This window comes from Micromonospora sp. CNZ296 (genome assembly GCF_007827635.1).
Genome location: NZ_VISW01000008.1, coordinates 160,757 through 179,363, shown reverse-complemented (window position 1 = coordinate 179,363; position 18,607 = coordinate 160,757). Strand labels below are relative to the sequence as shown.

The window sequence follows — 18,607 nt, the reverse complement described above, 5'->3', positions numbered from 1 at the left end:
GTCATCCTCCTACCTGTTGCAGGGAATGGTGGCGTCGGGACGCGTCCACCACCTCGGCGAGGCACCCGACCGTGGGCTCCTCCATCTCGGCGCCGGTCAGCGCGATGCCGAACCGGTCGTTCACCATGGCCACGATCCGGGTGAGGGCCAGCGACGTGGCGCCCAGGTCGAACAGGTCGCCGTCCACCGGCACGTCGCGGCGCAGCACCTCGTCGGCGATGGCCTTCACCCCGGACACCGCGTCGTCGCCGGCCGGCTCGGCCAGGCGGTCCAGGACCGCCACGTCGGCTTTGCCCTGCACGGTGAGCGGGATGTCGGCGACCACGTGGAAGCGGGACGGCCGCAGATAGCCGGGCAGGTCCGCCACGGTCACGGCGAGGTCCGCCTCGGTGAGCGCGGACGGGTCCGCGCCGGGCGGGGGCGCGACGTAGGCGACCAGGCGTACGTCGCCCTCGCCGAAGTCCTGGGCGGTCACCAGCGCGGTGCCGACGCCGGGGTGCGCCAGGACCGCCGCCTCCACCTCGCCCGGCTCGATCCGGTAGCCGCGGACCTTCAACTGCCTGTCGACCCGGCCGAGGTAGACCAGGTCGCCGTCGGTCCGCACGGCCCGGTCCCCGGAGCGGTACCAGCGTTCACCGCCGGACTCGGCGAAGCGTTCGGCGGTCAGCTCCGGCTGGTGCAGGTAGCCCCGCGCCAGCCCGGCGCCCGCCACGTACAGCTCCCCCGGCGTGCCGTCCGGCACCGGCGCACCGGTCTCGTCGCGCAGCTCGATCCGTACGCCGGGCAGGGGCCGGCCGATCGGGCTCACCGACGGCCGGTCGAGGTCCGCCGCGACGATCCGGCGTGCGGTGGCGTGCACGGTCACCTCGGTGATGCCGTACATGTTGACCAGTTCCGGCCGGTCGTCGCCGCGCCGGGCGATCCACGGCGCCAGCATCGCGACGTCGAGCCGCTCGCCGCCGAACACCACCAGGCGCAGGTCGTCCGGGCCCTCGTCGGCCAGGTAGGCGGCGGCGAGCTGGCGGAACGCCGAGGGGGTCTGGTTGAGCACCGTGACCTGTTCGCGCCGCACCAGGTCCAGCATCAGCGCCGGGGTCCGGGCGACGCTCCCCGGTACGACGACGAGCCGGCCGCCGGACAGCAGCGCCCCCCACAGCTCCCAGACGGAGAAGTCGAAGCCGATCGAGTGGAACAGCGTCCACGTGTCGTCGCCGCCGAAGCCGAAGCGCTCCGCGCCGTGCTCCAGCAGCGCCACGACGCTGCGGTGCGACACCTCCACGCCCTTCGGCGCCCCGGTGGAGCCCGACGTGTGGATGACGTACGCGGGGTCGTCCGGCCCGGCCTCACCGGCGGGCTCCCGTACCGCGTCCGCGCCGACGGCCCGGTCCGCCGGGCCGGCACCGGCCGCGGCCTCGGCGGCCGTGCCCTCGCCGTCCTCGTCGTCGGTGTCGTCGTCCTCGCTGTCGTCGGCCCACAGCACCGGACCCGACCACTCCGCGAGCGAGTCGGCGGTCCGGGTCACCGCCACCGTCACCGGAACCCGGCTGCCGGCCAGCACGGCCGCTACCCGCGCGGCCGGATGCTCGGCGTCCACCGGCACGTAGGCGCCGCCCGCCTTCACCACCGCCAGCACGCACACGACCAGGTCGACCGAGCGGTCCACGCACACCCCGACGTGGACGCCGGGGCCGACCCCGTACCCGCGCAGCCGCTCGGCCAGCTCACCGGACAGGCGGTCCAGCTCGCTGTAGGACAGCCGGTGGTCGCCGCAGGTCACCGCGATCCGGTGCGGCTGTTCCGCCGCCCGCCGGGAGAAGATCGTGTGCAGGCAGTCAGTCACGGGCATCGGTCACCGCTCCGTCTTGGTGGCGTACATGCCCCAGTGCTGGGGCGTGAGCGACAGGTCGGACAGGCTGGACTGGACGAACATCCGTTCCCAGCCGCCGCCGCCCTTCTCCTCCGGGATCCACTGGCGGGTGAACACCTCGCGGGTGGCCGGGTCGCTCATCGCGCGGACGCCCATCAGCGTGTAGTACGAGCTGAGTGACTTCAGGTGGATGAAGTGGTGGATGCGGTCGGACCGGCCGAACGCCTCCTCGTACAGGTAGATGGTGGCGTGGCCGGCGAGCGCCCGGTTCCAGCTCTCGCACAGCGCCCGGGCGAACGCGCGCCCCTCGGCCCGGAACTCGTAGCGCAGCTCGCCGGTGCGGTGCATGAGGATGCCGCAGGTGGCGGAGTTGAGCTGGTCCTCGACCGGCACGTCGGTCTGGAGCTGCGCGGTGGGTACGGTGAACGTGGCGGCGCCCTCGGTGGTCCGCACCGAGTCCGGCGTCTCGTCCGACGTGCCGTACATGCCGAAGGCCGACGGGATGAGCACCGTCTCGTGCAGGTCGCCGTCGAGGAACATCCGGTCCCACGTGCCGCCGCCGCGCGCGGGGTCGATGCGCTGGCGCATGATGATGTCCCGCCAGCCGGCGTCGCGGCTGCCCATCTCGATCAGCGTCTCGTACGCGTGCAGCGACTTCAGGTGCATCAGCCAGTGGAGGCGGTCCTTCGTGCCGAAGGTCTCCTCGTAGACGAACACCGTGATGATGCCGGCGTAGTTGGTGTTGAGGTACTCCGACAGCTCCCGGGCGAACTGCCGGGCCTCGGAGCGGAACTCGGCACGCAACTGACCGACCCGTTCGACGATCACGCCGGCGTTGCCCGAGTGCAGGATCGCGGCCCGGTCGATCGTGGTCTGGGCCTGGGCGGTCGGCAACACGAACGGCGGACTCGATGTGGTGGTCATCGGAGACTCCTTCGCTTCGGCTGGTTCGGTGGGCGCCCGGACACGCTAGTCAGCATCGGACCAGCGGCTCTGCTCACTAATGGCCACCGGCGGACAGTGCCGGCGCAGGACGTCGGCCGCCCCGCGCATCAGCAGTTCGGCTATGACGTCGACGTGCCGCAGCCGCCAGTCGGCCAGTTCGGTGCCGCGCACGTACCTGTTGAAGGCGCCCATCGCCGGTCCGGTGTGGACCTGGAAGTTCGCCCGTTCGGTGGTGTCGCCGCGCAGCGCCACCTCCGTGGCGTGGGCGAAGTACCACTTGAACGCCAGTGCCATCCGCCGTCGCGGGCCGGCGCGCTCCACCTCCGCGGCCCGGCCGGTGTCCCGGTAGTGCCGCTCGGTCTCCCGCCACACCTGCGCGAACGGCCGGCGGAAGGTGGTCCGTTCCACGGCGTCGCGGATCGCGGCGGGCACCTCGTCCCAGGTGTCGTAGCGGTGGTAGAGCTGGAGCAGCTGGGTGGCCCGCGCCGCGAACATCGTGCCGCGGCGCAGCACCTGCACGCGGGAGCCGAACTCGAACGTGTCACCGGCCGGCGCGTACGCCGTGTCCTGGATCCCGGCGCCTGCCAGCAGGTCCTTGACCTCGGGTGACGTCCCGGCCTCGGGCGTGGCCTGGTTGATCGACCCGGTGACCACGAAGTCGGCGCCGAGCACGAACGCCGCGGCGACCGCCTCCGGGGTGCCGAGGCCGCCCGCGGCGCCGACCCGGATCCGTTCGTGGTAGCGGTGCCGGAGCATCTCCGCGTCGCGCAGCAGGGCGAGGTCCGGCACGAGGGTGAACGGGGACCGCGCGTCGGTGTGCCCGGCCGAGTCGGCCTCGGCGCACAGGTCGCCGCTCACCGGCAGCCGCGCCGCCGCGGCTGCCTCCCCGGCGGACAGCGCGCCCTCGGCCACGAGAGCGGCGAGCATCGCCGGCGGCGGCGGGGCCAGGAACGCGGCCGCGACCTCGGGCCGGGACACCTTCGCCACGACGTGCCGGACGGCGACCGGGGTGCCGTCGGCGCTCAGGTGCGCGCCGGCGAAGCGGAACCGCACCAGGGCCGCGGTGACCCCGGTGTACCCGGCCGCCTCGACGTAGCGGACGTCGTGCCGGACGTACAGCTCCGCCAGCGCCGACTCCAGCGCCGGGTTGTCCGGCATCGCCAGCAGGTTCATGCCGAAGCGGCCCGGACCGGGATCCGCGGTGAGCGAGCGCAGGACCGCCTCGACCTCGTCGCGGTCGAAGCCGCCCGCGCCGAAGAAGCCGAGCAGGCCCGCCTTGCCCAGGCGGGCGACCATCGCCACCGAGCTGATCCCGCGGTACATCGAGCCGGCGAGGTAGGACCACGTGACGCCGTAGTCGGCGCGGAACCGCTGACAGCCGAGCGCCGCCGGTCCCGGATCGCCGCCGTCCGGCACGGCCGGCGCCGCCGCGAGCACCGGACGGAACAGGTCCGTCAGCACACGGCCCGGACCCAGCTCGCGCACCGTGCGCACGCCGCGGCCGACCAGATACGCCATGGTCTCGCGCCACCGCACCGGGCGACGCAGCTGCACGGCGAGCAGGTCGGGCAGCAGCAGCGGGTCGTGCGGCCGGGCGGTCACGTTGGAGATCACCGGCACCCGCGGCGGCGCGAAGCGGACCTGCGACAGCACCTCGGCGAACTCGCCCGCCGCGGCGCGCATGTACCGCGAGTGGAACGCGGCGGCCACCGGAAGCGGGACGCATCGGCCCAGACCGGCGCCGGTGACCGCCCGCGCCGCCGCCGACAGCGACTCGCGCGGGCCGGAGAGCGTCACCTGGCCGTCGGCGTTGTCGTTGGCCACGTCCACGTCGTCGACACCGGCGTCGGCGAGTACCCCGGGCAGCCGGTCCAGCCGTTCACCGAGGACGGCGAGCATGCCGCCGCCGGCCGCCCGGGCCATGATCTCGCCGCGGCGGCACACCAGGCGCAGCGCCTCCTCGAAGTCCAGGCAGCCGGCCGCGAACAGCGCCGCGTACTCGCCGAGGCTGTGCCCGGCGAGGTAGTCCGGCGGCGGCTCCTCCTCGCGTGCCGCCAGGTAGGCCAGCGCACCGACGACGAACAGCGCCGGCTGGGCGTACCGGGTGTCGCCGAGCAGGTCGTCGTCCCGGCACAGCCGGGTCACCGGTACGCCGATGATCCGGTCGGCGGCGGCGCACTCGTCCGGGAAGCGGTCGAACAGGTCACCGCCCATGCCCCGGCGCTGCGCGCCCTGCCCCGGGAACACCCAGGCGGACTTCGGTCGTAAGGACACGACTTGGACTGTCCGGCCCGCCGGACGGACGTGCTGCCCAGAGTTGAGCAGCACGTCCGGTCCGGCGCCGCTTAGGTTGCGGCGAACGCCGGCCTTCGGAGCGGGGAGCGCATGAACGAGCAGACCGCCATCCCGGACCGCGTGGAGATCGTCCTGGACGTCCTGTCGGGCGTGCTGCCGGCCGGGGTCACAGCGGACGCCGACACGGCCCTGGGCGACCTGGGACTCGGTTCCCTCGCCGCCGCGCGGCTGCTGCTGGAGGTCGGCGCCGCGTTCGGCACCGAGCTGCCGACCGACGCGCTGCGCCGCTGCGCCACCGCCCGGGAGCTGGCCGAGCTGGCCGCCCACGCCGCACCCGCCGGCGCGGGGCTGCGTCCCGACGTACGCCCCGAGCCCGGGCGGCGGCACGAACCGTTCCCGCTCACCCCGCTCCAGGAGGGGTACCTGCTGGCCAAGGCGACCGGTCTGCCCGGCTGCCACCTCTACCGTGAGTACGACCTCGCCGACCTGGACGTGGACCGCCTGCGCGCGGCGTGGGGGCGGCTCGTCGGGCACCACGAGGCGCTGCGGCTCGTGCTGACCCCCGACGGGCGCCAACGGGTGGCCGAGCGGCCGCCGGACTGGACCATGCCGGTCGGCGACGACGCCGAGGACGTACGCCGGCGCCTCTCCCACCACTCCTACGGCCCGGCCGACGAGCCGTTGTGGACGGTCGAGGTGACCCGGGCCCCGGACGGCGGCGGCGTGCTGCACCTCAGCGTCGACGCGGCGATCGTCGACGGCGCCGGGCTGGAGCTGCTCGTCGGTCAGCTCCGGGCGCTCCACGACGACCCCGGGCGCGAGCTGCCCGCCCCCGGCGCCGGCCTGCGGGACCTCGGCGTGGCCCTCGCCGCCCACCGCGACGGCGACGGGTACCGCGCCGGCCTGGAGTACTGGGCCGACGCGCTGCGCGACCTGCCGCCCGGACCCGCCCTGCCCACCTCCGGCGTGGAGCCCGGCCCGGTGCGGGTGCCGTACACGGCGGCGCTGACGCGACGCGAGTGGGCCGCGGTGACCGCGTACGCGGGCGATCTCGGCGTCTCACCGACCGCTGTGGTGCTCACCGCCTTCACCGAGGCACTGCGGCGGGCCGGCGCCGACGCGGCGTTCTCGCTCGTGCTGACCACGAACAGCCGGCTCTGGCTGCCCGCCGAGGCGGCGGGTGTGCCCGGGCCGTTCACCTCGACCACCGTGTTCGTCGCCGAGGCGACGACCGGGCGGCCGTTCGCCGAGGCCGCCCGGGCGGTCCACGACCGGCTGCGCCGCGACCTCGAGCACGCCGACGTGCCCGGTGTGGCCGCGCTCCGTGAGCTGCGGTCCCGCCGGCTGCCGGTCCCGGCGCAGCTGCCGGTGGTGTTCACCAGCCTGCTCGACGTGGGCGGGACCGGCGCCGACGGCCGGTACGCGGTCAGCCAGACCACTGGCGTCACGCTCGACGCGCAGATCGGCGAGCGCGACGGCGAACTGCGCGTGCGGTGGGACGTCGCGGAGGACGCCTTCGGCCCGGGCGTGGTCGCCGCGACCTTCGCCTGGTTCGTCAACACGCTGCGCTGGCTGCGGCCCGTCCCCGACGACGCCGGCCGGCCCCTGAACGACCTCCAGCAGGCGTACTTCGTGGCCCGGACCACGGGCGGCACCGGCCCGTGGAGCGGCTGCCAGGTGGTGCACGCCTTCGCCGTCGACCGGCTCGACCTGCCCCGGCTGGAGGCGGCCTGGCTGGGTCTGCTCGCCGCGCACGAGCCGCTGCGGACCGTCGTCACCCCGGACGGACGGCTGGTCACCTGCGACGACGTGCCGGACGGGTGGCACATCCCGGTGACCGGGCCGGACGAAGCGGGCGGCGTGCCGTCGCCCGACGCGGTGCAGCGGGACATGGTGGGCCGGGCCTTCCCGCTCGGCCGGCTCCCCCAGGGTGAGCTGCGCGTCCAGGTGGACGAGGCAGGCGGGGCCACCGTGCACGTGGCGCTGGACCTGCTGGTGGCCGACGGCCGCAGCATCCACCTGCTGCTGCGCGAGCTGATGCGCCGCTACGCCGAGCCGGGCACGCCGGTGGCCGGGCCGCCCCGCGCACCGCAGGCGGCACCGGACCCGCACGCCCGCCGGTACTGGCAGGACCGCCTGGCCGACCTTCCGCCCGGCCCGCCGGTCGAGGCGCGCACCGGGCCACGGCAGCGGCGTACCGCCCGGGTGCCGGGCTGGACGCGGATCCGGCGGCTGGCCCGGGAACGCGGCCTCGCCCTCGACGCGCTGCTCATGGCCGCGCTCACCACAGCGATCGGCACCTGCCACCGCGACCGCTTCGCGGTGCCGCTGGTGCGCTGGACGTCGCGGTCCGAGCCGTTCCGGCCCGCCGAGCTGACCGCGCTGAGCTGGCTGGCCGCCGGCGAACCGGGCGAGGGCCTGCTCGACCTCGCCGGGCGCTACGACCGGCAGATCACCGCCGACGCGGCGGCGGACGGCGCCTCGGGCCTGGCCGAGCTGCGGCGGCTGGTGCTGCGGCGGATGCGCGACGGCGGCGCCGGGTACCCGGTCGTGTGCACCGGGCTCCTCGAACTCGGCGACGTGCCGCTGCCGGACGGCGTGACAGCCGGCCCGTGGCTGACGTGCACGCCCGACGTGGCGCTGGACTGCATCGCGATCGACGAGGGCGACGACACGCTGCGGCTGTTCTGGGACGCCACCGAGGGTGCGATCGGCGACGACGACCTGGACCGGATCTTCGACGCGTACCGGTCGGCGCTGGCCGAACTGGCCGACCTCAGCGACGTCGTGTACGGGTGGAACGACACCGCCGTCGAGTTCCCGCACGCCGGGCCGGTGCACCTGCTGTTCGAGGCCCAGGCCCGGACCCGGCCCGAGGCGGTGGCCGTACGCGGGCGCGGCGGGACCACGTCCTTCGGTGAGCTGAACGCGGTGGCGAACCGGATCGCGGTCCGGCTGCGCGCCGCGGGCGTCGGCGCCGGGTCCGTGGTCGGGATCAGCGTCGCCCGGGGGCCGCTCATGGTCGCCGCCGTGTACGGCGTGCTCAAGGCCGGTGGCGCCTACCTGCCGGTGGAGCCGTCGCTGCCGCCGGCGCGCGCCGCGCTGATGCTCGCCGACGCGGGCGCGGTCGCGCTCGTCACGACGAGCGACCTGGACCTGCCGGCGCCGGGATGGCCGGACGGGATCGCCGTGGTCCACGCCGACCGGGTGGGTTCCGCAGCCGTGCCGGATCCGGAGCCGTGCACCGGCGAGGACGACCTCGCCTACGTCATCTTCACCTCCGGCAGCACCGGCCGGCCCAAGGGTGTCGCGGTCACCCACCGGGCCGTGCACAACCTCCTGCACTGGGCGCGCCGGACGTTCCGCTTCGGACCCGAGGACACCGGGCTGTGCGTGACCTCGCTCGGCTTCGACCTGTCCGTGTTCGACATCCTCGGGCTGCTCGGCTACGGCGCCTCGATCTACGTCGCCGACTCCGAGCAGCAGAAGGACCCGGCGCTGCTGCTGGACGTCCTGCTGCGGGAGCCGGTCACGTTCTGGAACTCCGCGCCGACCACGCTGGCGCACGTCGTACCGCTGACCGCCGCGCACCGCGGCCGGCCCGGCACGACCGACCTGCGGCTGGTGTTCCTCAGCGGTGACCACACGCCGCTGTCCCTGCCCGACGAGCTGCGGGCCTGTTTCACCGCCGCCGAGATCGTCAACCTCGGCGGGGCGACCGAGGCCACCGTGTGGTCGAACTGGTACCGCGTCGGGACCGTCGAGCCCGGGTGGCGCAGCATCCCCTACGGCCGGCCGATCGACAACGCCCGCTACTACGTCCTGGACGACGACCGGCGCCCGTGCCGGCCCGGCGTCGAGGGCGACCTCTACATCGCCGGGGAGGTGCTCAGCGCCGGTTACCACAACCGGCCGGACCTCACCGAGGACCGGTTCGTGCCGTGCCCGTTCGGGCCGCCCGGCGACCGGATGTACCGCACCGGCGACCGGGCGGCGTTCCTGCCGGACGGCAACCTGACCTTCCTGGGCCGGGCCGACCACCAGGTGAAGATCCGCGGGTTCCGGGTCGAACTCGGCGAGATCGAGCACCGGCTGCGCGGCCATCCGGGCGTCAAGGACGCGGTGGTGGTGGCCCGTGAGGAGGGCGGCGAACGCAAGCTGGTGGCGTACCTGCTGTCCTCCGGTGGCGCCGCACCGGCCGTCCGCGACCTGCGGGCCTTCGCCGCCGAGACGCTGCCCGACTACATGGTGCCGAGCCATCTGGCCGTGCTGGAGCAGTTCCCCGCCACCGACAACGGCAAGCTGGACCGCGCCCGGCTGCCGTGGCCGCTGCCGCCGGTCGGGCCGCCGGTCGGGCCGCCGGTCGGGCCGCCGGTCGGGCCGCCGGTCGGGCCGCCGGACCCACCGGGACCGGCGGACGCTCCGCACGAGCCCGGTGTCCGTCAGGTGCTCACGGAACTGTTCGGCGAACTGCTCGGCGAGACCGTCGACCCCGCGGCCGACCTGTGGGACCAGGGTGCCACGTCGTTCACCATGGTCCAGGTCTCGGCCCGGCTGCACGAGCGTCTCGGCACGCGGGTGCCGGTGGCGGCGCTGCTGGAGAACCCGACGATCGACGGCATCGCCGCGCACCTGTCGCCCGGCACGCCCGCGCCCGTACCCGCGGACCCGTCCCCGGCCGTCGCGCCGCCTCCGCGGACGGTCGACGTGCTCTCCCCCACCGAACGGTCCGCCTTCGCCGCGGCCCGGCTCGACCTGCGCGACGACGGCGAGGCCGTGCCGCTGCCCGGGGAACACCCCGCGCCACGGCGGTACCGGCGACGGGCCTCGCGCCGCGACTTCCTCGACCGGCCCGTGCCGCTGTCCACTGTGGCGGACCTGCTGAGCCTGCTGCGTCCACTGTCCGACGGCGACCGGACGCGGCGGCTGTACCCGTCGGCCGGCGACACCTACGGCGTGCAGGTCTACGTCCACGTGCCCGGCGACCGGGTCACCGGGCTGCCGGCCGGCGTCTACTACCACCACCCCGACGAACACACGCTGCGCCGCATCGGCGACGGATCGGCCCTGGACCGCACCGCGCACTTCGTCTACAACCGCCCGGTGTACGACCGGGCGGCGTTCCAGCTCCTCCTCGTCGGGCAGGCGCGGGCGATCCGCCCGCTCTACGGCGACGACGCCGACCGGTACCTCGCGCTGGAGGCCGGCTACCTCGGCCAGGTGCTGATGGGCGCCCAGGCCGACCACGGGCTGGGGCTGTGCCCGGTCGGCGCGGTCGCCGAGGCGCCGGTCCGCGCCGCGTTGCGGCTGGACGACGGCCACGTGTTCCAGCAGGCGTTCCTGTGCGGTCCGGTGACGCGCGACGACGAGGCCGAGACGCCCGGCACCCCCGCCGCCGGTCCGCCGTCCGTCGCCGGGCCGGGCGAGATCGCCGTGGTCGGGGTGGCCGGCCGCTACCCCGGCGCGGACGACGTCGGGACGCTCTGGCGCAACCTCGACGCCGGCCACTGCGCGATCACGCCGCCCCCGCCCGGGCGGGGCTCCGGACCGGCCGGCGGCTACCTGTCCGGCCTGGAGACGTTCGACAGCATGGCCTTCGGGATCGCGCCGGCCGAGGCCGCCGTCCTCGACCCGCAGGTACGCGTACTGCTCGAAGTGGTGTGGGCGTGCCTGGAGGACGCCGGCCACACCCCGGCGTCCCTCGGCCGGGTCGGTGTCTTCGTCGGTGTGATGTGGCACGACCACCGCCTCGCCGGCACCGACCGGTGGCGCGACGGCGACCCGGCCCGGATCTCCGGCACCGGCTCCGAGATCGCCAACCGGATCTCCCACACCTTCGACTTCCGCGGCCCGAGCGTCGCCGTGGACACCTCCTGTTCCTCCGCGCTCACCGCCCTGCGCCAGGCGGCCGAGAGCCTCGACCGGGGCGACTGCGACGCGGCTGTGGTCGGCGCGGTCAACCTGCTGGCGCACCCGTACCACGTGGCGGTGCTGCGCGGTCTGGGCCTGGTCGCCGAGACGCCGCACCCGGCACTGGACGCCGCCGCCGCCGGCTGGTCGCCCGGCGAGGGCGCCGGCGCCCTGCTGCTGCGCCGGCTCGGCGACGCGCGCCGCGACCGCGACCGCGTCGACGCCGTGGTGGAGAGCACCTGGGTGGGGCACAGCGGCGCGACGAGCCGCTTCGGAACGCCCGACGCGGCCACCCTCGCCGGGTCGCTCGCCGAGGCGGTGAGCCGGGCCGGGCTCACCCCCGCCGACATCGGATACGTCGAGTGCGCGGCCTCCGGCGCCGCCCTGTCCGACGCCGCCGAGATCGAGGCCGTGGGCCGGTTCCTGGCCGCCGCCGCGCCCGGTCCCGAGGGGGTACGCGTGCCGATCGGCACCCTCAAGCCGAACCTGGGCCACGCAGAGGCCGCATCCGGGCTCGCGCAGTTGACCAAGGTGCTCCTCCAGCTGCGGCACCGCCGGCTCGTACCGACCCTGCTGGCGGAGACGCCCCACCCGCTCGTCGACCTCGACGCGCTGCCGGTGCGGTTCGTGCGCCGGCCCGAGCCGTGGACCGGCGTCCCGCTGCGCGCGCTCGTCACCGCGGTCGGCGCCACCGGCACTGTGGGGCACGTGGTGCTGCGGTCCGACGAGGAGGAACGATGAGCAACCAGTGGATCAAGGGCCCGGCCGACCGGGACGCCCCGATGCTGCTGTACTGCGTCCCGCACGCCGGGGGCGGCGGCTCGTTCTTCCGGCCGTGGCGCGCCGCGCTGGAGCCGTACCTGGGCGTCTGCCCGGTCGTGCTGCCCGGCCGGGAGTCCCGCCTGCGGGAGCCGCCGTACACCAGCATCGACCACCTCGTGCCCCCGCTGGCCGCCGCGATCAGCGCGCACGCGGACCGCCCGTACGCGTTGTTCGGCCACAGCATGGGCGCGGTGGTCGCCTACGAGACCGCCCGGCGGCTGTCCGCCGGTCCGGGCGGCGGCCCGGCACGGCTGTTCGTCTCCGGCCGGCGCGCGCCGCACCTGCCCGCCCGCCGGCCGGACCGGCACACGCTCGGCGCGGACGAGTTCCTGCCCGCGGTCGCGGCGCTCGGTGGCACGCCGGACGAGGTGCTGCGCCGGCACGACCTGATGGCGTTGTTCCTGCCGGGGCTGCGCGCCGACTTCGCGGTCAACGAGACGTACCGGCAGTTGCCCGGCCCGCCGCTGCGCTGTCCCGTGTCGGCGTTCACCGGCGACGCCGACCCGGAGGTCGACGTGGTGGAGATGCGTTCCTGGGCCGACGTCACGTCGGCCGGCTTCAGCCTGCGCGTGTTCAGCGGCGGGCACTTCTACCTGGCCGGCCCGCCCGCCGAGCTGGCCGAGGCGCTGCTGGCCGATCTCGCCGTGCGGTCCTGAGGCGGTTCGGAGACGGTCCTGAGGCGGTCCGGAGACGACGGAACGGGACGGGCCTCTCGCCCGTCCCGTTCCCGTTTCTCCGTGCTCAGGCCGGCAGTGAGGCCACGACCTCCTGCGTCGCCTGGAGCAGGATCCGCGCCATCGTGCGCAGCTCCTCCTCGGTCATCACCAGCGGCGGCACGATCACGATGGTGTCGCTCGGCGCCGAGTGGATGATCATGCCGAGTTCCCGGCACCGCTCGGTGATGCGCGTCGCGACGCCCAGCTCCATCGGGAACGGCTCGCGCGTCTCCACGTCGGCCACCAGCTCGACGGCGGCCAGCAGGCCGCACTGCCGGACGTCGCCGACGTGCGCCACGCTGCGGAACTTGTCCAGCTCCTCGGCCAGGACCACGGCCTGCGCCTGGCCGTGCCGGATCAGGTCGTCCTTCTCGAACAGGTCCAGGCTCGCCAGCGCCACGGCGACGGCGAGCGGGTTGCCGGAGAACGTGTGCCCGGACAGCAGCATCTTGCCGTCACCGCGGAACGCGTCGAACACCTCCGCCGACGCCATCGTCGCCGTCAACGGCATGTACCCACCGGTCAGGCCCTTGCCGACGCAGAGGATGTCGGGCGACACGCCGTCGGCCTGGCAGGCGAACATCGGGCCGGTACGGCCGAAGCCCACACCCAGCTCGTCGGCGATGAGCAGGACGCCGTACCGGCGGGCGATCTCGGCGACCCGGGCCAGGTGACCGTCGCGCGCCACGATCATGCCGCTGACGTTCTGCACGCGCGGCTCCACGAGCACGGCGGCGACCTCGTCGCCCTCACGCTCCAGCACCTCCTCCAGCGTGTCCGCGCAGGCAAGGTTGCAGTTGTTGTTGCACAACCCGCAGCGGTACGCGTACGGCTGGGCGAACGAGCTGGTCTCGCGCAGCAGCGGCTGGTAGAAGTTCTTCAGGATCGTCATCTGGCCCACCGACAGCGCGCCGATGGTGTCGCCGTGGAAGGCCCCGCCCATGGACACGAACTTGTTGCGCTGCGGCGATCCCTTGAAGACCCAGTAGGAGTACGCCATCTTCATCGCCGTCTCCACGGCGCTGGAGCCGGACTCCAGGAACAGCACCTTGTCGATGCCCTCCGGGGCGAGCCGGACCAGCCGGTCGGCGAGTTCCGCCGCGCCCGGGTGGGTCATGCCGTAGAGCGTGGTGTGCGCGATCTTCGCCGCCTGCGCGGCCAGCGCCTCGTTCAGTTCCCGACGTTGGTGGCCGTGGATGTTCACGCCCAGCGAGGAGCCCGCGTCGAGATAGCGGTTGCCGTCGCTGTCCACCAGGTAGACACCCTCGCCGTGGGTGATCACCAGGGGCTTGGCGTTGAGGTAGGCGTCGGTGGGGGTGTACGGGTGCCACACGCGCTGCTGGTCCAGCGTGCGCAGGCGTTCGGTCTCCGTGGTTTCGAGGTCCATGCGTCGGCGCTCCGTCATCGAAGGGAACCAGGACAACAGCACGCAGTCCACCGGAAGAGGGCCGGTGACGTCTGCGCAGTAGTGCGCAGGGTGGCCGGTGCTCAACTCTGAGCAGAGGTGTCGCCATGGCCCGGAAATGCTCATCCGGAGCCGGCGCCGACCGGTGCGGCCGAACGCTGGAGAGGGGACGCCGACGTGACGACCTCCGAACAACCGGACCTGATGTCACCAGCCGCACGGGAGACGGCCTACGACACCTACGCCGCCCTCCGCGACACCAACCCGGTCTCCCGGGTCCGGATGCCCACCGGCCAGGACGTCTGGCTGGTCACCGGCTACGACGAGTGCACCAGCTTCCTCACCGACTACCACCGGTTCAAGACCAGTCCGACAGTGATGCCCGAGGGCATGGAGGCGCCGGCGCTGCCCGAGGCTGTGGTACGGCTGCTCGGCGGCAGCATGGGCAGCGTCGACCCGCCCGAGCACACGCGGCAGCGCCGGCTGGTGCAGCAGGCGTTCACGCCGCAGTACGTCGAACGGCTGCGTCCCGGCGTCCAGCAGATCACCGACCAGCTGGTCGACGGGCTGCTCGAACGCGAGGGACGGACCTTCGACCTGGTCGAGGACTTCGCGGTGCCGCTGCCGCTCACCGTCATGTCCGACATGCTCGGCATCCCCCGCGCCGACCGGGACCGGTTCCGGCTCTGGTCGGAGCTGCTGCTGTCGCTGGATCCGACCTCCGCACAGTCCGCGCCGCAGGGCATGAGCCCGGCCGAGGTGATGGCGGAGATCGAGGAGTTCGTGCGCTACCTGGACGCGCTGATCCAGCGCAAGCGCGCCGAGCCCGGCGACGACCTGATCTCCGGGATGGCCCTGGCCGAGGCCGACGGCGAGCGGATGAGCGACGACGAGCTGCTGAAGATGGTGGCGCTGCTCGTGGTCGGCGGTCTCGGCACCACGCAGCACCTGATCGGCAACATGGTCCTGGCGCTGTTCCGCAACCCCGAGCAGTTGCAGCTGCTGCGCGACAAGCCCGAGCTGGCGCCGGGCGCCGTCGAGGAGATGCTGCGCTACCACGGCCCGATCGAGATCAGCTTCCCGCGGTTCGCCGCCGAGGACACCGAGATCGGCGGCGTGCCGATCAGCCGCGGCGAGATGGTCATCGGGGTCCTCGCGGCCGCCGACCGCGATCCGGGCCGCTACCCGGAGCCGGACCGGCTCGACATCGAACGGACCGCCAACCGGCACCTCGCCTTCGGCCGGGGCGCCCACATGTGCCTGGGCGCGCCGCTGGCCCGCGTCGAGGGGCAGGTCGCCATCACCACGCTGCTCGCCCGGATGCCCGACCTGCGCCCGGCGGAGAGCCTCGACGAGACGCCCTGGCGGCCCGGGCTCACGCTGCGCGGGCTGACCGCGCTCACGGTCGAGTTCTGACCGGGCCGGCGCGACCGGCTCCCACTGCGGTTCGGCCGGCCGGCCGGTGAGCATCCGACCGAACCGCAGAGGGAGGAGACGACGTGGCGAACGCCATCGTCGCTGACGGGCTACGCAGACAGTTCGACAAGGTGACCGCGCTGGACGGCCTGGACCTGGTGGTGCCGGAGGGCACCATCACCGGGATCCTCGGGCCGAACGGCGCGGGCAAGAGCACCGCCGTCCGGTTGCTCACCACACTGCTCGCCCCGACCGGCGGCCGGGCCGAGGTGGCCGGGTTCGACGTGGTCACCCAGGCCGCCGAGGTACGCCGGGTGATCAGCCTGTCCGGGCAGCACGCCGCCGTCGACGAGAACCTCTCCGGGTTCGAGAACCTGGAGATGCTGGGCCGGCTGCTGCACCTGGGCGCCCGGCAGAGCCGGCAGCGGGCCGACGAGCTGCTGCAACGCTTCGACCTCGTGGACGCCGCCGGACGCCGGGCGAAGGAGTACTCCGGTGGCATGCGGCGGCGCCTCGACCTGGCCGCCGCGCTGATCCGTACCCCCCGGGTGCTGTTCCTGGACGAGCCGACCACCGGCCTGGACACCCGGAGCCGGACGGCGCTCTGGGACACCATCGGCGAGCTGGTCTCCGGCGGCATGACGCTGCTGCTGACCACGCAGTACCTCGAGGAGGCCGACCGGCTGGCCGACCAGATCGTGGTGATCGACCACGGCCGGGTGGTCGCCGGCGGCACGCCGGACGAGCTGAAGCGGCGGGTCTCCGGCACCAGCCTGGAGATCACGGTCGGGCCGGACGCCGACCTGACCGCCGCGCAGACGGTACTCACCTCGCTCGGCACCGGTCCGGCCAGCGTCGACGAGACAGCCGGCCGGATCTCCGTGCCGGCCGGGGACGGGGTGGACACGCTCCTGGCCGGCGCGCGGCTGCTGCGCCAGGCCGGCATACCGGTCCGGGACGCCGCGCTGCGTACGGCGACGCTGGACGACGTCTTCCTCGCCCTCACCGGCGGCCCCGGCCGGGGCACCGGCGACGAGCCCGTCAAGGAGACCGTGGAGGAGAAGCAGTGAACGCCGTCGTACTGGCCTTCGGTGAGGGCGTCGTCGTCGCGAAGCGCAACCTGCGGATGATCCTGCGCGTACCCGAGATGCTGCTCAACGCCGCCATCGCGCCGGCGATGATGACGCTGCTGTTCGGCTTCATCGTCGGCGGCGCGATCGACGCGCAGGGGGTGCCGTACCGCGAGTACCTGCTCGGCGGCATCTTCGTGCAGGCGGTCCTCTTCGGTGCCGTCAACACCGGCACCGCGATCGCCGCCGACCTGCGCAACGGCATCGTCGACCGGCTGATGTCGATGCCCATCTCCCGGTCCGCGGTGCTCGTCGGCCGCACCACGAGCGACCTGGTGAACAGCGGGGTGGTCATCACCGTCACCGCGCTGCTCGGCCTGGTCGTCGGGTGGCGCAGCCGCACGTCGCTGCCCGAGGCGGCGCTGGGGTTTCTGATCCTGCTGGCGTTCGCGTACGCGCTGTCGTGGCTGATGGCAGTGGTGGGGCTGGCGTCCCGGGCGCCGGAGGCGGTCAGCAGCACCGGCTTCACCATCGCCATCCCGCTGGGCTTCCTGTCCAACGCATACGTGCCGATCGACTCCATGCCGGGCGTCCTGCAACCGGTCGCCGAGTGGAACCCGGTCTCGGCGATCGTCCAGGCGGTCCGGGTCCAGTTCGGCAACGTCGACCCGTCCACCGCGCCGGACGTCTGGCCGCTGCAACACCCGGTCGCCGCCTCCGGGCTGTGGATCGGCGCTCTGCTGGCCCTGTCGATCCCCCTGGCGATCGCCCAGTTCCGCAGGTCCGCCGGGCGCTGAGGCGCCTCGCAGACGACGACTCCGCCCGCGCCGTCGGCGTGCGGGCGGAGTCGTCGTCCGTGGGGGCCTACTCCACCAGGACGCGGTCCGGCGCGCGGCGGCGCAGCCGGCTGGAGCGTCGCAGCGACCGCAGCCACATCAGGGTGCCGCCGCCGTCGAGCAGGAACGACAGCATCGCCAGCGCGAGGACATCCGCCCAGGTGAACTGGCCGGTCATCTCGTCACCGCGGAAGAAGCCGACGACCCGGACCAGGTAGAACCACAGCAGTGGGATCGTCGCGGTGAACAGGACGGCCAGGGCCACGACGCGGCCCAGCACCCAGACGACCGCGTAGATCCGGATGGTGCGCATCTCGCCGCGCCCCACCCCGGACTGGTCGATGAGCCGGCGGCGCAGCACCCGCCGGACGAGGTTGCGCAGGTAGGCGCCGGTGTCGGCCATCAGGCTCCGGGTGTCCAGCGCCGTCGTGATCAGGTAGTAGAAGTCGGTACGCAGGAACAGGAACGTCTGCCAGAGCAGCCGGATGAACGAGGTGAACAGCACGCCGGCCACCACCAGCCGTACCGGCTCCGGCAGGCCGAGGACGCCGACGTCGTTCAGCCACAGCGTGATGAACAGCAGCGCCGCGCCGATCACGTCGACGAGCGGCCCGACCAGCACCGCGACGAAACGTTCCCGCTTGGACGCCATCCACATACCGGACAGGTCGGTCTGCGCGACGATGGCGTACATCTGGTTGCCGACAGTCATGCGGGCCGACGTGCCGGCGGCGCGCGCCCCCACGACGTGGGCCAGCTCGTGCAGCCACACGCCGATCACCGCGATGCCCAGGACGACCAGCAGGTAGGCCCAGAAGTGGGAGTGGAACATGAGGCTGGACGGCCCGGGCACCAGCCCGGGCCGGTCGACGGCCATCGCGACCGCGACTCCGACGACCACTCCGCAGACGGCGAGCACGGGCCGGCTCAGCAGGCGCCGCGCGGCCTGCGGGGACAGCCACTCCAGGTGTCCGGGGCGTGGCGGCCGGGCCGGTTCGGCGTCCGGTGGCGGGTCGTGCGCGCCGGCCGGGGCGAGGAACCCCTCGTCGGCCAGCGCCTGGAGGAACGCGTCGGCGTCCGGTGACGCCTCGTGCGTCGCCTCGAAGCGGCGGACGGCCTCACCGACTGTGGCGCCGTCGCGCAGCCACTCCAGCAGGTCGAGGCCCTCGGCCGGGATGGACAGGTAGACCTGACGACTGTCGTCACCGATCACGGCGAAGTCACCGTCTCTGCGGGCGGTGTACGGCCGGACCAGGACCGGTGCGTCGAGGGCGAACTCGGTCACTGTGGGACCTCTCCTCTGACGGTGCGGGACTGGGCGCAGG

At 74.0% G+C, this 18,607-nt stretch carries 10 protein-coding genes; 5 read left to right on the top strand and 5 right to left on the bottom strand.

Annotation, left to right across the window (positions count from 1 at the left end):
* Position 1: 1 nt before the first annotated feature.
* From FB455_RS15605 to fabD, 3 genes are read right to left on the bottom strand one after another with little or no spacing between them, the layout of a single operon-like run.
* Positions 2-1,846 carry a non-ribosomal peptide synthetase gene (locus FB455_RS15605; RefSeq protein ID WP_030268235.1) on the bottom strand — a complete coding sequence of 615 codons (1,845 nt, stop codon included), beginning with the start codon at positions 1,844-1,846 and terminating at the stop codon, positions 2-4.
* Between the two features lie 3 nt (positions 1,847-1,849).
* On the bottom strand, positions 1,850-2,791 hold the full coding sequence (locus tag FB455_RS15600) for a DUF6039 family protein (protein ID WP_013287029.1): 942 nt from the start codon (positions 2,789-2,791) through the stop codon (positions 1,850-1,852).
* Between the two features lie 45 nt (positions 2,792-2,836).
* Positions 2,837-5,086 carry an ACP S-malonyltransferase gene (gene fabD, locus FB455_RS15595; RefSeq protein WP_327651922.1) on the bottom strand — a complete coding sequence of 750 codons (2,250 nt, stop codon included), beginning with the start codon at positions 5,084-5,086 and terminating at the stop codon, positions 2,837-2,839.
* Between the two features lie 111 nt (positions 5,087-5,197).
* Between fabD and FB455_RS15590 the strand changes: the two genes are divergently transcribed.
* Positions 5,198-11,758 (top strand): non-ribosomal peptide synthetase, encoded by a 6,561-nt coding sequence (locus FB455_RS15590; protein WP_030268231.1) that lies wholly within the window; start codon positions 5,198-5,200, stop codon positions 11,756-11,758.
* Positions 11,755-12,495, top strand: coding sequence for a thioesterase II family protein (locus FB455_RS15585; protein ID WP_013287032.1), 741 nt, complete (start codon positions 11,755-11,757; stop codon positions 12,493-12,495). The genes FB455_RS15590 and FB455_RS15585 overlap by 4 nt, the downstream gene beginning before the upstream one ends.
* An 85-nt stretch (positions 12,496-12,580) precedes the next feature.
* Here FB455_RS15585 and bioA read toward each other — a convergent pair whose 3' ends face one another.
* Complete coding sequence (gene bioA, locus FB455_RS15580) at positions 12,581-13,942, bottom strand: adenosylmethionine--8-amino-7-oxononanoate transaminase (RefSeq protein WP_013287033.1); 1,362 nt, start codon at positions 13,940-13,942, stop codon at positions 12,581-12,583.
* 195 nt (positions 13,943-14,137) lie between these two features.
* On the opposite strand from bioA, the gene FB455_RS15575 reads away from it, so the two are divergent.
* The 3 genes from FB455_RS15575 (at position 14,138) to FB455_RS15565 (ending at position 17,243) form a co-directional block, all read left to right on the top strand.
* On the top strand, positions 14,138-15,376 hold the full coding sequence (locus tag FB455_RS15575; RefSeq protein ID WP_013287034.1) for a cytochrome P450 family protein: 1,239 nt from the start codon (positions 14,138-14,140) through the stop codon (positions 15,374-15,376).
* A gap of 83 nt (positions 15,377-15,459) precedes the next feature.
* Positions 15,460-16,446, top strand: a complete 987-nt coding sequence (locus FB455_RS15570; protein ID WP_013287035.1) for a daunorubicin resistance protein DrrA family ABC transporter ATP-binding protein — start codon at positions 15,460-15,462, stop codon at positions 16,444-16,446.
* Entirely contained in the window at positions 16,443-17,243 is an 801-nt protein-coding gene (locus FB455_RS15565; protein ID WP_013287036.1) for an ABC transporter permease, read from the top strand. The genes FB455_RS15570 and FB455_RS15565 overlap by 4 nt, the downstream gene beginning before the upstream one ends.
* A 67-nt stretch (positions 17,244-17,310) precedes the next feature.
* Here FB455_RS15565 and FB455_RS15560 read toward each other — a convergent pair whose 3' ends face one another.
* On the bottom strand, positions 17,311-18,567 hold the full coding sequence (locus FB455_RS15560; protein ID WP_030268228.1) for a hypothetical protein: 1,257 nt from the start codon (positions 18,565-18,567) through the stop codon (positions 17,311-17,313).
* Positions 18,568-18,607 lie beyond the last annotated feature (40 nt).

Excerpts from the sequence above, each read along its gene's own strand:
- FB455_RS15605 (WP_030268235.1), bottom strand. The coding sequence starts at position 1,846 with ATGCCCGTGACTGACTGCCTGCACACGATCTTCTCCCGGCGGGCGGCG.
- FB455_RS15600 (WP_013287029.1), bottom strand. The coding sequence starts at position 2,791 with ATGACCACCACATCGAGTCCGCCGTTCGTGTTGCCGACCGCCCAGGCC.
- FB455_RS15590 (WP_030268231.1), top strand. The coding sequence starts at position 5,198 with ATGAACGAGCAGACCGCCATCCCGGACCGCGTGGAGATCGTCCTGGAC.
- FB455_RS15585 (WP_013287032.1), top strand. The coding sequence starts at position 11,755 with ATGAGCAACCAGTGGATCAAGGGCCCGGCCGACCGGGACGCCCCGATG.
- bioA (WP_013287033.1), bottom strand. The coding sequence starts at position 13,942 with ATGGACCTCGAAACCACGGAGACCGAACGCCTGCGCACGCTGGACCAG.